The organism is Magnetococcales bacterium (assembly GCA_015231925.1).
Taxonomy (GTDB): domain Bacteria; phylum Pseudomonadota; class Magnetococcia; order Magnetococcales; family JADGAQ01; genus JADGAQ01.
This window is the reverse complement of sequence record JADGAQ010000009.1, coordinates 15508-30903: the sequence shown is the minus strand read 5'-3', so window position 1 is coordinate 30903 and position 15396 is coordinate 15508. Positions and strand designations below refer to the sequence as shown.

The following is a 15396-nucleotide window of genomic DNA, read 5'->3' as shown; positions in this document are numbered from 1 at the left end:
GAAGCCGCGCTCCTGCGCCTGTTGCGCCGGGTTCCCCACGGCGAGGGGGACCACACCGACCTGTGCCGCCATGCCCAGGGGGGACTGACCCCGGTACCCGACGCCTCCTGTCGCTGCCATGTGGCCGGCATCCGCCGCGCCCTGGCCGACACCTCCACCGAAGCCGCCCGGCTTCTGGAAGTGGTGCAGGCGGCGGCGGCGCTGGCCCGTTGGTGCGAGTCCGCCGCTCTTCCCCCTCTGGAAAAATCGCACCTGCAACGCCTACGAGACGCCCTCAACCACCTGAGATGATTCTCGATCCCCCCGAAACCCGCGCCCTGCGTCTGGAGATGGTGGCCCGGCAGATCCGCGCCCGTGGCGTGGCGGATCCTCGTGTACTCAGAGCCATGGAGGAAGTGCCCCGGGAGTGGTTCGTGGACGGCGTGGAGCCGTCGCTGGCTTACGGGGATCACCCGCTGGGGATCGGCTGGGGGCAGACCATCTCCCAACCCTACATGGTGGCGGCGATGGCCGAGCTGCTGAACCTGAAGGGGGGTGAGACCGTTCTTGAAATCGGCACCGGTTCCGGATACGGCGCCGCCATTCTCTCCCGCCTGGCGGCGCGCGTGGTCAGTGTGGAACGACACACCGCCCTGCTCGAAGAGGCCCGCTTCCGCTGGCAACGACTGGGCCTCGACACCATTCTGGGTGTTCCGGGCGACGGCAGTCTGGGATATCCCGCCAAGGCCCCTTACGACGCCATCTGCGTGACCGCCGCCGCACCCTCCCTGCCCGAAGCCCTGCTCGGGCAGTTGCGCTCTTTTCATTCCCGGTTGGTCATTCCCGTGGGATCCCGCCTGCGGCAGACCCTGCAGGTCGTCTGCCGCACGCTCCGAAACCAACCGCTGGTGCAAAACGCCTTCGACTGCGTTTTCGTGCCCCTTATTGGCAAACAGGGCTGGCCATCGGCTCCTCACGAGCCCAGGTAGCCTCGAAGGGCAGGCTCTCCGCCTCCCAGGTCGACAGAAGGAAATATTCGTACATCTGGTTCATGACCCGGTCGAGGCGACGCAGCTCGTCGTCATCCAAAAGTCCCATATTGGCCAGACGCTCCAGTTGTTCCAGCTCCGCACCCGGCCACTCCGGCCAATCCTGCACTTCCGTGTGCGCATTCGTTACGTTGATGCGCATCGTTATCCACCCTTCTTCCGATCCATTGCGCCGTTCCATCCGGCAGGGGTTGTTGGCTATCCCTATCTCAAGATGCGGGCCAAGGCGCATAAAACGGAAATATCCGGGACATGGCATTGATTATCTTATAGAATCCCAACAGATGGACCGAAGTGGACACGGCAGGACCGTATCCACCCACATCCGCAGGGAGGCAAGAAGTGACTGGCAGTGGAGCTTTTTACCGGAAAAAGCCGCATCCGGGCCGGAGCCTGATGGCTGTCTGCCTCCTGGCGGCTTGTCTCGCCCCCCGGTCCGCTCCTGCCCTCTCCCTCTCCCCTGCCGCAAGCAGCCTCTCCGAAGGCGATGCCCTCTCCCTGGAAGTGCGCGTGCAGCTCGACAAGGGAGAGACCCTGGAACAGGTTCAGTTGGGCACGGAGTTCGATTATCAACTGCTGCAATTGCGCCGCTCCCCCTGGATCGACCAGGTCGGCATCTCCTCCCGCAAAGGCCGGGGACACTGGCTGCTACGCTTTTCCGCCCCCCCTCCCCCCTCGGGCGAGGAGTGGCCGCTGCTGTTGAAAGTGGTCACCAATCAGCGTTCCCACTTTCCCGTCGTCGCTCTGAAGCGGGCCGCCCGCCCGGTTGCCCCGGTCGCGGAGGCGCCCGCCGCCCTTTCTCCTCCCCTCTCTCCTCCCCTCCCTGGCAAAACCTACGGTCCCATCCGGGATGGGGAAAATCTGACCACCGTGGCGCGGGATTTTCTGCCGGCCAGTCGCGGTTCCATTTTCCAGGCCATGGCCCTCATTTGGCAATACAATCCCGAGCGTTTCATCGGCGGCAACATGAACGCCCTCAAAGCCGGTTCGGTGCTGATCATGCCGCCGGCGGCGGAGGTGCGGGCCATGCCGGAGAATCAGGCCCGCCAACTCCGCGACCGCCACCGGGAAGCCTGGCTCAAGGGAGAACCGGTATCCCTGGAGATGGCCTCACCCAAACCGGCGCTGCCGGAATCGGTGGCGGTCAAGCCAACCCGCCCCCCGCCGGAGCAAACCCCGACGCCGGAACCCCTGGAAGAGCGTCTGACCCGCTGGATGGGCGAAATGGATGCCTGGCGCAACCAGGTGAGCCAAACGGTCAACGCCCTGCACACCCCGGACGCCTCCGCAGGGGAGCCCTCCTGGCGAAAAGAAGTGATCGGGCGGCTGGACAACCTGGAACAGGTCACCCTGGAGCAACTCGACCGGGGAACCCCGCCTGCGGCAGCTCCCCTCGATCCGACTCCTTTGGAAAAGCGACTGACGGAGATCGAGAAGAAGCTCCTGCCCCCGCCTGCCGATGCGGACCAACGGCTCAAACGCATCGAGGAGCGCTTGTCCCAACTGGAAAACCGCCCCACCCTCGCCGCAGACGGCCCCGAGGTCGGTGCGGGCCTCGGCTGGCTGACCCTGCTTCTGACCAGTATGGCCACTCTGGCCGGCTCCCTCTGGATGGTGCGCCGCATGGTGCAGGTGAGTCGCCGCGAGCGACGTCAAACCCTGGAAGGATTCCTCAACCATTTGGCCCGCAATCGCCCCGAAGTGCTGGAGGAGGCCCTCGCCGCCGTGGAAGAGACCCCGGCGCCCTATGTTCCGCCGATCGAAGAGCGCGTGGAGGTTCTGCACGCGCCGGATACCGAGAAAAAAACCGTTGTCGCAGACCTCTCGGAAACGGTAAATAGATTGGATGCCATGTTGCGCCAGGGCCGTCAGGCCACCGTGCGCCAAGCCAGGGAAGCGACCCGGCCATCGCCGGTGTTTGTGAATGGAGAAGGGAGCCGATAACGATGAGAAACATCTTGAGAGGAAGCGTGCTGGGTGTATTGGCCGGCATGGCGGTGACCTGGCAGACCCAGGGCATCTCCGAATTTTTCCCCGTGGCCATGGCCACAATCATCCTGGTGGGCATTCTGCTGGCCATGGAAAACCTGGACCATCGCATGACGGTGATTCAGGAAGGCATGGGCCGCATCGAAAAACAGTTGCAATCCCTCGATGCCCGCCTGGCCGAAACGCCGGCAGCCCTGCCGGTCGTCGGTCTCGGCGTCAGCCAGCCGCCGCCGGCCAACAGCGAAGCCGACGAGGAGGAGGAAGACGAGGATGAGGAGTTCGAAAAGACCTTCATTCCCGGCATCGCCATCAACGCCATGCCCGCCAAGCCCATCAGCCAGCGCCGGGAGATGACGGGGGACAGCCTCGAAGAGGTGGCTCGCAAGCTCGCGGCCATGCAGAAACAGTGAATTGGTGCAACGGAATGATCTTCAACCCACAAGGATGCCATCCCCATGAGTGACGAGACCCAGCCCCGTCCGACTCCCCCCGCCGCCCCGGCCCCCGCGCTCGCCCCGAGGCCGTCGGCTCCACGTCCCAAGGTCAATGTCGGTCTCGATGTCGGCACCATGAATCTGGTGTGCGCCGCCACCAATCCGGCGGGTAAATTCGAAATCTCCTCCCTGCGCAATGTCTTCCTCTCCGTCGAGGATACCGACATCGGGCAGATGGACATCTCCAACATCAGCCACGCCCGCATCGACGACGGCATCTTCATCCTGTCGAGCGACGCCTACAACTTCGCCAACATCTTCGGCTACAAGGTCAAGCGCTCCATGCAGCGCGGCATGATCAGCCCGGAAGACATCAACTCCGCCGATGTCCTGGCGGTGATGATTCGCGAACTGATCAAACCGGCCAACGGCGAACCGGGGCGTTGCGTCTATTCGGTGCCCGGCAATCCGCTCAACTCGCGGGCCAATGTGCTTTACCACCAGAACATTCTGGGACGCATCATCTCGGAGATCGGCTTTGAGCCGGAACCGCTGAACGAGGCCGTGGCCATCGTCTACGCCGAATGCGCCTCCAGCGATTTTTCCGGCATCAGCATCTCCTTCGGCGCGGGATTGACCAACGTCGCGGTGGTCTACAAGTCGATTCCGGTCATGGAGTTCGCCCTCAACCGTGGCGGTGACTGGATCGACGACAACGTGGCCACCGCCGTGGGCACCATTCCCAACCGGGTGGCCGCCATCAAGGAGAACCAGTTCGACATCCTGCGCTTCGACGCCACTCGCAAAAAGGAGCGCAAAATCCGCGAGGCCCTGGGGTACTACTACACCAACCTCATCGAATTCGTCATCCGCGCCACGGCGGACGAATTGCGCGGCAAGGATCTCGATCTGAGCTTTCCCAACGGCATCCCCCTGGTGATTTCCGGCGGCACCTCCCTGGCGGGAAGCTTCCTGGATCTGGTCAAACAGCAGATTGCCAAGGTGGACTGGCCGGTGGAGCTGTCGGAAATTCGTTACGCCTCCGACCCGCTGGGTTGCGTGGCCCAGGGCTCGCTGATTCGCGCCTTGCGGCAGTAAGGGTCTCTCCGGCGGCGGGATCGGCTTGCCGATCCCGCCGCCGCGCCGGCATGAAAGTTCCCGAGATCATGTGGCAATCCCGATGGCTCGCTCTGCCCGACCTGTTTCGCGGCGGGGTCTGGATGCTGCTTTACGCCGCCACCTTCGCCGCCATGGGAGCCATGGTGCGCCTTTTGGGTGTGGAACTGCCCACCATCCAGATCATCTTCTTCCGGGGTCTGTTGGGCCTGTTGTGGCTGTTGCCCTATCTGCTGTGGAATCGTGGCGCCGATATGGTCACCGGCAATTTCCGCCTGCATCTGTGGCGGGGTCTGGCCAGCATGATCACCATGTCCACCACCTTCTTCGCCTACGCCAACCTGCCCCTGGCGGACGTGGTGGCCCTCTCCTTCACCACCCCCCTTTACCTGATGTTTTTCGCGGTGTGGATTCTCAAGGAACGACTGAGCCGGGCGCATCTCCTCGCCGCGCTGGTCGGCTTCGGCGGCATCCTGCTCATGGTTCGGCCCGGCCTGGCCTTCGACCCCATGATCCTGGTCGCCATCGTCAGTCCGTTGTTGATCGCCCTGGTGCAGTTGCTGATCAAACACATGACCCGTTCGGAAGGCATCGTCACCATCGTTTTCTGGTTTTCCGTCAGCATCACCCTCTTTTCCGCCCCCTTCGCCGCCTATGCCTGGCAGCCGGTCCCCGATACCCTCTGGCCGCTGCTGCTGGCCATGGGGGGCATGGCGACTCTGGTGCAGATCACCATCTCCAGGGCCTATCTCCTGGCCGACGCCGTCGCCGTCACCCCCTTCGACTACTCCCGTCTGCTCTTCGCGGGCATCCTGGGCTTCTTTCTCTTCGACGAACATCCCGACGCCTACGGCCTCGCCGGATCCGCCGCCATCCTGGCCGCCAACTTCTTCCTGATGCGCCTGGCGTGGAAGGCGAAAGCCTCCCTCCCCGCCAACAGCCCTGCTCCCCGTCGGCAGGATCCGTAAAAGCCACCGGGTTGCATCTTCGATAGAATGTAACTAGAATGTAACCGACCGATGGATCTTCAGGTGGGATAACGCCGTGAATACCAAACGTCCGATACGATGGCCCGTGAGTGAGGAAGAGGAGGCTGTCAACAGAGGAAGAGTTCGACTTATCAGCGGGATGCCCGAATGAAAAACAAGTACTCCCTCTCCCCCCGAACCCTGCTGCACCAGGTGGCGGACGGGAATATCCCGCGCATCATCGACTTCCGGGGCAACTACGAGGTGGCCATTCCCACCACCATTCCCGCCCGGTTCGATCCCGATATTTTCTTCGAGGAAGAGGCCTGGGTGCAGGACATGCTGGGAGTGCCCTTTTCCAACACCAAACCGGTGGTGCTGGTCTGCGAGTACGGCAACTCCGCGGAAGTGGCCATCGACTACTTCTTCGATAAGAATCCCCGCAGCCGCTTTCAGCTCTTCGCCCTGAAAAAGGGCTGGCAGGGCTATCTCGCCCATGTGGACAAACTGACCGGCAACTTCCGCAAAGGGGCTCAGTTCAAGGCGGAGCTGATCGATCTGACCACCTCCGAGCGGCGCTTCACCTATCTGGTAAAGGGGCTCTACACCAATCTGGGGCCCTTCTGGAAGCGCCTTTTTTTCTGAAACTATTCCCCTCCCCGCCTCCGATTACCGCTCTGAAACAAGAGACTCAGTCATTGGCGCACCCCTTTTGTGTTTTATCAAAGACCATGGACATATTCTGAAAGAGATGGTTTTCCTGCATGGACGATGTGGAAAAGGCCTCGGATCCCCCACTGTCGAGAAGTCTACCAACCTGCTGGATGGCCTTGAGAAACTCCAACTTCTTGATGGGTTTGTTGAGATGACCGTTGCATCCGGCCGCCAGACTCTCCTTCCGCCTGTCGGCGGTGGTATGGGCGCTCAAGGCGAGGATGAACAGGGGAGAGCATCTCTGTTTTCGTTCCCAGAATCGGATGCGCCGCGTGGCTGCATACCCATCCAGAACAGGTAGTTGCAGGTCCATCAACACCAGATCGAAGCGCTCCTCCCGAACCCGCGCCACAGCTTTGGCTCCATCATCCACCGTGACGACCTGGTGGAGTGTACCGTTCAGATAGACCTGGAACAACTCCTGGGCATCCCTGGAATCCTCCACCAGGAGAATGCGCAAGGAACGGTTGTCGACTTCCCGAGGAAGATTCACTGGTTGAACCGGAACCGCTGGCAACTCCCCCAACCGCATCGGTAGTGTGAAAAAAAAGGTGCTGCCTTGCCCCGGTTTGCTTTGGACCCCGATGCGCCCACCCATCCCTTCAACCAACTTTCGGGAGATATCCAGACCCAACCCAATTCCAGAGCCCCTAGGCCGGTCAGTCGCCCCAGTTACCTGAACAAATCGGTCGAAAATGCGCTCCTGATCCTGAGGTGCGAGGCCAATCCCCGAATCCGTCACACTGAATAACATCATGCCCCGTTCGATTGGATGAGGCTTTACGCAGAGTTCGATTTCGCCGCGTTCGGTGAATTTGATGGCGTTACCGATCAGGTTGAGAAGAACCTGACGCAGCCGGCTGGCATCACCCTGAATAGGGTCAGGTGTTGTAGCTGCGATTGTGGATCTCAGACTCAGACCCTTTTGCTGAGCCGCGATCTTCAGCATGCCAATGGACTCCTCCACCACGAGAGCCGGTGAAAAAGGTTCGTCCAGCAGGGTCAGTCGCCCGGATTCCAGTTTCGAAATATCCAGGACATCGTTGAGCAGGGTCAGTGCGGCTTCGCTCGAATGGTGCATCATCTCCGCGTAGCGTTGTTGTTCTGGCGGCAGTCCGGCATCAACCAGGATTTCGCTCATTCCCATCACCACGTTCATCAGATTGCGGATTTCGTGGCTCACACTGCCGAGCAAGAGGCTTTTGGCCTGGTCAGCGCTTTCCGCCGCTTCTTTGGCCAGCAGAAGAAGCCGCTCCTGTTCCTTGCGCCAGGAGATATCGGTCATCACCATTTGCCATGCGAAGGGTTGCATTTCGCCGGGAAAGGAATCATCGCCTCCGATTTTGGAACAGGTAAGCTGAACATGGGAGCGCCCGTTATCTTTGCGGTATATCACGATTTCACATCCCATGGGGGAGGGGGAAGTTCCCACTTCCTGGCAGAATTGCTGAAAAACGGCCTGTCCTTCCTGATCCAGAAAATTCTTAAACCGTTGTCCAACCATGGAGCCTTTTTCCTTGCCGAGCAGGTTAGCTCCTGCGCGATTCACGTTCAGAATTTTCCCACACTGGTCCAGGATGAAATACCCTACCGGAAAATCATCGAGAAAAACCCTCGAATCGAGACAATCCGCCACCCTATCTGGAACAAATTCTTCATCTTCTTTCATATTTTTTGCATATGCTTGCCTATTGAATCCGCTTAATTGATCATAATAATAATTTCCACTAAAATGGCACACTCCCTCTTCTTTTTCGCCAGATTGGTGGACGGGTTCCCGAAACATCTTGAAAAGTTGACCGGCAACCGAGACACCTTTAATTATGTTCATTTTTGATTCTCCAAATAAGAATTCAGCCCATGAATGATCATTAAATCTCCAACCACAACGATCTATAGCAACAACCCGACACCATCCTTTTTCCTGTCCGGCAGTTGGTGTATAATTTGGTTTATACCACACCAATGTATGGGACTTGAAAGACCCATAGTGGGCTCCAGATCCTCTTTCTGCAAAATACCAAGGGAGAGAGGGCGACAGGTAGGCCTGCATGAAATAGACGCTGCAGGGTTTCGCCCCACCCCCGGCATGAAGGATCCTTCCGCCCACTTAATCTTGATTCCAGGAAGAACCGGGGAACCGTAACGCCCCATTTGCATACATTATAAGGGTATTTTCAAAATTTTGCACACCCAGCATACTGAGTATATTTCAATCTATCAAATTCATAAATCTATTTACGCATTCATAACTTATAATGGATATATCCTAAAACAATTGCGACCACCTCGTTTCGCAGCATAGAGCGCCGCATCCGCGCACCGGACCATCTCTTCCAGGGAGGTTCCATGAGCGGGATAAAGCGATATGCCAATACTGCAACCAATATGGCAATTGACTCCGCCAACGATGAATCGTTTACCAATTTGTTCAACGATTTTATTGGCTACTGCCAGAGTATCGTTCTCATCGATCAACCCCACGAGAAGAACACCAAACTCGTCACCCCCGAGGCGAGCAACCGTATCGGAACCTCGCACTGATGCGGCAATCCGCACCGCAGCCATGCGCAACACCTCATCTCCGACAGGATGGCCATTTATATCATTCACCCTTTTAAAGCCGTCCAAATCGATATAGAGCAGGGCAAATACCTTATTTTCCCTTCGAGCCCTAAGAATCTCCCTATTCATCTCGTCATGGAAACTGCGCCGATTCAATAACCCCGTCAGACTGTCGAAGCGCGCCTGTTGATGGAGTTCAACTTCGATGGCTTTGCGTTCGATAATCCCGGCCAGGGTGTTACCCACCATCGAGAGAAACTCCTGTTCTCCTGAAGTGGGAATATGGCCTTGTGCCACGTAGAGGTTCAGGACACCCAACAGCGTGTCGTTGGAAATTATGGGGACACAGTAGTGACCGTGAGGCTGAAGGCCATCGAAGGTCACCTCGTGATGTTCATCGACCCGGTCCGTGAAGAGAATATGCCGTTGCTCCGCCGCCCGACCGCAGAGACAGTATCCGTAGGGAATGGTGCGGCATCGATCCAGAAGAATGGCAGCCATGCGATATTGGGCTGCCATGCGCAGAGTTCGAGTCGACGGATCGGCAAGAAAGATCGAGCCTTTCGATTCAAGAGACAACCACGGAACGGAGAGAATGACCTGCAAAGCGGCCAACAACAGACTATTGGTATCCAGATCTCTCAGAGAGGCTTCCAGCAAAGCGGAGATGGCCGTGCGAGACTCCAACGCCCGACGGTTGAGTTCGTCCAACCGCAGGGCTCTGTCGGATTCCCGGAAGAAACGAACCCAGAGGGAAATCTGGGCGGTAATCCTTTCCAGATGATCCACCTCCATGGGATGAAAGGCATTGGCCACTCCGGAGTGGAAGTTGATGGCACCGCATACCGTCTGGCCCTCTTTGATGGGAATTGCCAGTGAAGAGGCGAATCGAAAGCATCCGGATTTTGTCCGCCAAGTACGGAAGGCCGGATCCACCGCCATATTGCGGCAAAAGTGACTTTGCCCACTTCGTATGGCCTTTCCGGTCGGACCCTGGGCACTTTTCCCTCTCTCCGACCAATCCACGGAAAGCTCTCGAAGGTAATCCGAGCCTGTCCCCGCCCAGGCCACGGGCTCCACCGTCTGGTATTGATCATCCCTTTTGAGACCCACCCAGACGAGAAGGTAACCCCCTTGTTTCACCGCAAAATCGCAGAACTGGGAATATAATTCCTTTTCGGATGACGCGCTTGCTGCTGCCTGTCCATAACCATAAAAGACATTCAATAGATGGTGTTTTTGAATCAGTTCTGCAGACAGGCGTCTGATAGCTTGTTTTTTACTCTTGGATTGATTAATAATTCGCCGAACGTCACTGGCCCCATACCCATTTTCGACTGTCGCAGATATTCGTGCCTTCACTGGGTGAGCCTCCTGTTGCCGCACAAAATCAGTAAAATATATATACATTCAAATGTGACCGCATCCATCCACAAAACTGGAAATTCAAATTGTGCCCAATATGATACCCACATCCATCTTGGCCAAAATCTGCCCCAAATTCCCGACATGTTAGTCCAGCCAAACCGGAGCCGGTATTGTAACTTCTTACCATGAGGGAGCCATCCATCGGCACAAGCGACAACTCAAATAATAAAATATATAATTATTATAGTTTATTTATTGTTATTTGTTTGTTTTTATAATATATTTCAGAAGAGAATCTGTCATATTTACATCGAGACGACCAAAACTGGAACAGAATATACATATCAATTATCCAACCGCACCTCACGATTTCGCCACTCCTTTCCAATAACACCCCTTGAACGTTTCAGGAGCGTCAACATAATAATGACGACTGATGAAAGTAACAGTTACTCCTTGGAGCTCGGAGCGAGTGAAAATCACGCCATAAAGGGGGCTTATACCGTCACACAAAAAAAATTCCCACGTTAAGTTCTTTATAAGTTCTTTATTAATTTCATTTCTACATGGTTTGTAGTGCGAACAAAAACAACTTAGTTAAATATTTCCGCTATTGCTTTATTGGCAAAAGAAAATTCTTTGACTCTGTAAATAACTTTTATTATTATACTGTTATCCAATTTCGCATGCTATTGGGAGATGATAAGATGCTTTGAGGTCAAACGCATGCCTTATTGCTAATTCCATCGAAATATCACATTATCCTGGTCCGCCCTCCGCGAGGAGGAGCGAGACAAGGAGAGCGCGTCCACGAGTCGGCCCTGTTCAGAGTTCACAATGATTACTTCTCAGCAATTGAGCGATTTCCTCGAAAAGGCCATAGCCTCCCCGGACCTGGCAGCCCTGCATACCCTTCTGAAAACATTCACCGACTCTTTGGGCTATTCCCTCTTCGCCTACACGGTCCGATTTCCCCCGAACAGCCTTCCGGGTATTTCGCCACATCGACTTGACGTAGATACTTTCTGCAAAGGAAGCTCCCTCTCAAAGGATAATATTCCTTATATTTGCATTACTAACTTTGATAAACAATTAATGCTTAACTATCTAAATAAATCATACCTAACTTGTGATCCAGGACTTAACCATTCCTGGAACTCTCCAGTTCCTCTCATTTACGAGGAATCCTGGCTTTTTAATCAGTTGGAATGCCACCCATCCCTCGCCATTGCCAGGACACAGGTTCTACTGGATTGGCTCCAGTTCGATATGCTCACAGGACTCAGCGTCGGACTCCAGGGGCCTCAGGGGGAAGCTGCCACCCTTTCCCTCTCCACCGACCGGGTACTGGACCACCCCATCGCTCGACGCCGCCTGTGCGCGGCACTGGCCCAGGGACTGCTCCCCTATCTCCATCACCGCGCCATGGAACTGGCCAAATGGCGCGATTTCTTCAAGGAGAATCTGCACCTCACCCCTCGGGAACGGGAATGCCTGCGGTGGGCTTCGGAAGGCAAAACGGCGTGGGAAATCAGCGAAATCCTCAACATCTCCGAACGAACCGTCGTGGCCCACCTGACGAACGCCAGCGAAAAACTCGGCGCCAACAACCGTATTCAGGCGGTGGCCCGCGCCGTGGCGTATAAATTGATTTGATCGAACCGCCTGGAGAGACGCTCGCATGATCACTTCACAGCAATTGAGCGATTTCATCGAAAAGGCCATAGTCTCCCCGGACCTGGCAGCCCTGCATACCCTTCTGAAAACATTCACCGACTCTTTGGGCTATTCCCTCTTCGCCTACACGGTCCGATTTCCCCCGAACAGCCTTCCGGGTTTAGCGCCTCATCGCCTTAATCTGAATGATTTGTGTATGGGACATATCGTATCCCAGGACGGATACCCATATCTTTGCCTGAATAATTTTTCAAAGGATTGTGCCATCAGGTATCTGGATAAAGGTTACTTCACGTTGGATCCAGGCCTTCAACACTCCTTCAGATCTCCAATCCCAACCCTTTATGAGGAATCATGGATTGATCATCAGTTGAATTGTCATCCCATTCAGGCAGCTGGAAAGTTACAGGTATTCTACGACTGGCTGACTTTCGACATGCTCACAGGACTCAGCGTCGGACTCCAGGGGCCTCAGGGGGAAGCTTCCACCCTTTCCCTCTCCTCCGACCGGGTACTGGACCACCCCATCGCTCGACGCCGCCTGTGCGCGGCACTGGCCCAGGGACTGCTCCCCTATCTCCATCACCGCGCCATGGAACTGGCCAAATGGCGCGATTTCTTCAAGGAGAATCTGCACCTCACCCCTCGGGAACGGGAATGCCTGCGGTGGGCTTCGGAAGGCAAAACGGCGTGGGAAATCAGCGAAATCCTCAACATCTCCGAACGAACCGTCGTGGCCCACCTGACGAACGCCAGCGAAAAACTCGGCGCCAACAACCGTATTCAGGCGGTGGCCCGCGCCGTGGCGTATAAATTGATTTGATCGAACCACCTGGAAAGACACCCGCATGATCACTTCACAGCAATTGAGCGATTTCATCGAAAAAGCAATCAATACACAAACTATGCAGGCAATGTACGACCTTCTGGCCAGCTTTGGCTCCGCTCTCGGCTACGACCTATTCTCTTATGCCGTTCACTTCCCCTCCGCGAACCAATATAGGGCAAAAGATATCGATATGCATTATATGCGTCTTGGCAATCCCTTTAAATTAAATAATGACTGTTATATTCTTTTATCCAACTGGAAAGATGAAATTTTGTTAATGTACAAAGACAATAACTACTATAACTACGATCCAGGACTTCGCCACTGCTGGCGATACCCCCAACCAATACTTTATGAGGAGCAATGGCTCGATCATGTCCTAAACTGCGCCCCGACAGAAAGCATTATTAAATTACAAATTATCTATAATTGGATTAACTTTGATCTGTTGGCCGGATTTAGCGTTGGCATTCAAGGTCCCCAGGGAGAGGCCGCCTCTCTCACATACTCCAGCAATCGGGTTCAAGACCATCCCGATGCCAGACGCCGCCTGTGCGCGGCACTGGCCCAGGGACTGGTCCCCTATGTCCATCACCGCGCCATGGAATTGGCCAAATGGCGCGATTTCTTCAAGGAGAATCTGCACCTCACCCCTCGGGAACGGGAATGCCTGCGGTGGGCTTCGGAAGGCAAAACGGCGTGGGAAATCAGCGAAATCCTCAACATCTCCGAACGAACCGTCGTGGCCCACCTGACGAACGCCAGCGAGAAGCTCGGCGCCAACAACCGCATCCAGGCGGTGGCCCGCGCCGTGGCCTACAAGATCATCTGAACGGACAACAGGCCTGTGTTTCGATGGGTAGTTGGTCAAATTCCCGGCAGAAGATCCCGGGCCAGAAAACTGGCATGTTGCTGGGTGCGTCCGAACCAGGCATCGAACTCGGGCATCTCCGGAAACCGTCCCTCCTCCCGGAAGAGAGCCAGCCCCCGGTGAAACGCACTCATTGCGTGGGCGGTCCCGGAACCGAAGGACTCCACCTCCCGAACCAGTTCCCCCAGCAGCGACTCGATCTCCTGCAGCGCCTCCGTTCCCGGAGCCTCCGCAAAGGCCAACACCTGTTGACACAAGGCTTCACATGCGGCGGCAAGGCGTTCGTTGTCCCGCACGGAGCGCGGGGCATACACATAACGGTAATCGATCAGATTGTGGCGTTCCGTGGCAAACCGGTGTTGCATTTCGGAGATATTGTCGGCGCTGGCGCCGCGCATCGACTTGTACCAGCGCCAGTCGGTCAGGAAATGGGGCGACGAGCCCAGCAGATCGAAGCGGAAGGCCAACTCCTCCAGCGCATCGTCGATGGAGAGGGGACCACCCACCAGCGGTTGCAGCAGGTTGCTCAGAATCCACTCCTCGACCGACTTGGTCATATCCGCCAGATGAACCAGGTGCCGGGAAAAGAGGGGCGCCAGATTGCGGGCCGCCTCGCGGGGATCCGAACCGGGTTCGATCAGACACGTCGCCATAAGCCGGCGCAACATGTCCGCCGTCATGGAGATGCCATCCATGCAGGTGATCACCAGTACCCCGCCCGGAGCCACCCACTCCGCCACCCGCCGCAAAAAGGGACGTGGCTCCGGCTGCCCCCAGGGAATCACCCCTTCGCACAGCACCACGTCGAAGAGCGTTTGCGGATCGAACTCCTCTATCAGGGAGGCATTGAGTTCGTATCCACCGGAATGGATGGCCTCCAGTCGTCCGGCGGTGGCGCGCAGGGCCGAGGAGTTGGCATCCACCAGAAGGTGGCGGGCCGGATCCAGCCGATGAACGAAAACGGCGTTGCTGCCGTCGCCGGGACCGAGATCCAGAACTTTCCTGCCCCGCAGCAAGGCGGGGGGCAGGCCCAGTTGGCGAAAGAGTCCGGCCCTCTGCTGCAAAAGGTGGAATCCCTCCCGCAGATTCTGCCGGCCAGGCATGATGTCGTATTCGAGATAGTAGTTCAGATTGCGATTGTCCGTGGAGGGGTGGCCTCCCGGCGAAGGAAAGATTCCACCATGATTCTTCTTTTTGGACATCGTTTCCTCCTGGTTGGACGTAGCGTTCAGCTCCCCGAAGGCGGGATCACTTTCAACTGCAGCGCCGCCTCCCGGGCCAGACGGCGGGAGAGGGTTTCCAACACCTTGGACAAGGCCGCCACCTGGGCATGATGATCACCAAGGGCGGACGATTCCCGATAGACCTCCCGTCCTCGGGCCAGCAGCGTGCGCTTCTCCCCGGCCAACAGTTCCCAGTTGGCCTCCAGCACCGCATTGCCGTCGGCGTCGATATCGAATCGCAGCACTTCCACGGTCAACTGATGCCCCGGAACGAGTTGTCCCCGCCAGGGGTAGCTCGATACCCTCGCTTCGGGCAACAGCCGCACCAGGTTGTCGGTCAGCACCCGGGGGAAATGCTCCCGCAAGGGTTCGCCCCAGCGGTGAAAACCGGCCACTTCCAGTTCCCGGTTGGCCTGACGCAACACCATCTGCGGACGGTCCAGATAACCCGGCAGGCTCACCGGCCCCACCCCCAGCCAGGGACCGTCCAGACTGTTCACCACGGGGCTTTCCGCCACCGGCGTCAGGAGATAGAAGGTGGCGGGTGTCGTCGGAGCGCACGAGGCCTGCAGAAGCCATACCAGCGCCAAACCGCTACGAGCCAAGGCGTTCAT

At 57.1% G+C, this 15396-nt stretch carries 15 protein-coding genes; 10 read left to right on the top strand and 5 right to left on the bottom strand.

Translation table 11 applies throughout. From position 1 onward, the window contains the following. Both HQL56_02275 and HQL56_02270 read left to right on the top strand, forming a co-directional pair. The coding region (locus tag HQL56_02275) for a hypothetical protein (protein MBF0308342.1) at nucleotides 1-291 on the top strand (291 nt) is incomplete at its 5' end. A gap of 38 nt (nucleotides 292-329) precedes the next feature. Further along, nucleotides 330-968, top strand: a complete 639-nt coding sequence (locus HQL56_02270; GenBank protein MBF0308341.1) for a protein-L-isoaspartate(D-aspartate) O-methyltransferase — start codon at nucleotides 330-332, stop codon at nucleotides 966-968. Here HQL56_02270 and HQL56_02265 read toward each other — a convergent pair. Then, nucleotides 922-1170 carry a hypothetical protein gene (locus tag HQL56_02265; protein ID MBF0308340.1) on the bottom strand — a complete coding sequence of 83 codons (249 nt, stop codon included), beginning with the start codon at nucleotides 1168-1170 and terminating at the stop codon, nucleotides 922-924. The two genes, HQL56_02270 and HQL56_02265, sit on opposite strands and share 47 nt — an antisense overlap. Before the next feature lie 254 nt (nucleotides 1171-1424). Here HQL56_02265 and HQL56_02260 point away from each other — a divergent pair, with 254 nt between their 5' ends. The 5 genes from HQL56_02260 (at nucleotide 1425) to HQL56_02240 (ending at nucleotide 6180) form a co-directional block, all read left to right on the top strand. Next, the gene (locus HQL56_02260; protein MBF0308339.1) at nucleotides 1425-2972 is read left to right on the top strand and encodes a hypothetical protein; all 1548 of its coding nucleotides are present in this window, start codon (nucleotides 1425-1427) and stop codon (nucleotides 2970-2972) included. 2 nt (nucleotides 2973-2974) lie between these two features. Further along, nucleotides 2975-3427, top strand: a complete 453-nt coding sequence (locus HQL56_02255; GenBank protein ID MBF0308338.1) for a hypothetical protein — start codon at nucleotides 2975-2977, stop codon at nucleotides 3425-3427. A gap of 45 nt (nucleotides 3428-3472) precedes the next feature. Next, complete coding sequence (locus tag HQL56_02250) at nucleotides 3473-4549, top strand: hypothetical protein (protein MBF0308337.1); 1077 nt, start codon at nucleotides 3473-3475, stop codon at nucleotides 4547-4549. Nucleotides 4550-4599: 50 nt separating this feature from the next. Beyond that, a complete protein-coding gene (locus HQL56_02245; protein ID MBF0308336.1) occupies nucleotides 4600-5535 on the top strand; it encodes a DMT family transporter in 936 nt (311 codons plus the stop codon). Nucleotides 5536-5703: 168 nt separating this feature from the next. Further along, nucleotides 5704-6180 (top strand): hypothetical protein, encoded by a 477-nt coding sequence (locus HQL56_02240; GenBank protein MBF0308335.1) that lies wholly within the window; start codon nucleotides 5704-5706, stop codon nucleotides 6178-6180. A 46-nt stretch (nucleotides 6181-6226) separates the two neighbouring features. Here HQL56_02240 and HQL56_02235 read toward each other — a convergent pair whose 3' ends face one another. Further along, entirely contained in the window at nucleotides 6227-8302 is a 2076-nt protein-coding gene (locus HQL56_02235; protein MBF0308334.1) for a response regulator, read from the bottom strand. Between the two features lie 200 nt (nucleotides 8303-8502). After that, nucleotides 8503-10176 (bottom strand): diguanylate cyclase, encoded by a 1674-nt coding sequence (locus tag HQL56_02230; GenBank protein MBF0308333.1) that lies wholly within the window; start codon nucleotides 10174-10176, stop codon nucleotides 8503-8505. 843 nt (nucleotides 10177-11019) lie between these two features. On the opposite strand from HQL56_02230, the gene HQL56_02225 reads away from it, so the two are divergent. From HQL56_02225 to HQL56_02215, 3 genes are read left to right on the top strand one after another with little or no spacing between them, the layout of a single operon-like run. Then, a complete protein-coding gene (locus HQL56_02225) occupies nucleotides 11020-11838 on the top strand; it encodes an autoinducer binding domain-containing protein (GenBank protein ID MBF0308332.1) in 819 nt (272 codons plus the stop codon). A gap of 25 nt (nucleotides 11839-11863) precedes the next feature. Beyond that, nucleotides 11864-12682 carry an autoinducer binding domain-containing protein gene (locus HQL56_02220; GenBank protein ID MBF0308331.1) on the top strand — a complete coding sequence of 273 codons (819 nt, stop codon included), beginning with the start codon at nucleotides 11864-11866 and terminating at the stop codon, nucleotides 12680-12682. A 25-nt stretch (nucleotides 12683-12707) separates the two neighbouring features. Beyond that, nucleotides 12708-13520, top strand: a complete 813-nt coding sequence (locus tag HQL56_02215) for an autoinducer binding domain-containing protein (GenBank protein ID MBF0308330.1) — start codon at nucleotides 12708-12710, stop codon at nucleotides 13518-13520. A 35-nt stretch (nucleotides 13521-13555) separates the two neighbouring features. On the opposite strand, the gene HQL56_02210 is transcribed toward HQL56_02215, so the two are convergent. Together HQL56_02210 and HQL56_02205 are read right to left on the bottom strand one after the other, a co-directional pair. Next, complete coding sequence (locus HQL56_02210; protein ID MBF0308329.1) at nucleotides 13556-14761, bottom strand: methyltransferase domain-containing protein; 1206 nt, start codon at nucleotides 14759-14761, stop codon at nucleotides 13556-13558. Between the two features lie 26 nt (nucleotides 14762-14787). Then, nucleotides 14788-15396 (bottom strand): membrane integrity-associated transporter subunit PqiC, encoded by a 609-nt coding sequence (locus tag HQL56_02205; GenBank protein ID MBF0308328.1) that lies wholly within the window; start codon nucleotides 15394-15396, stop codon nucleotides 14788-14790.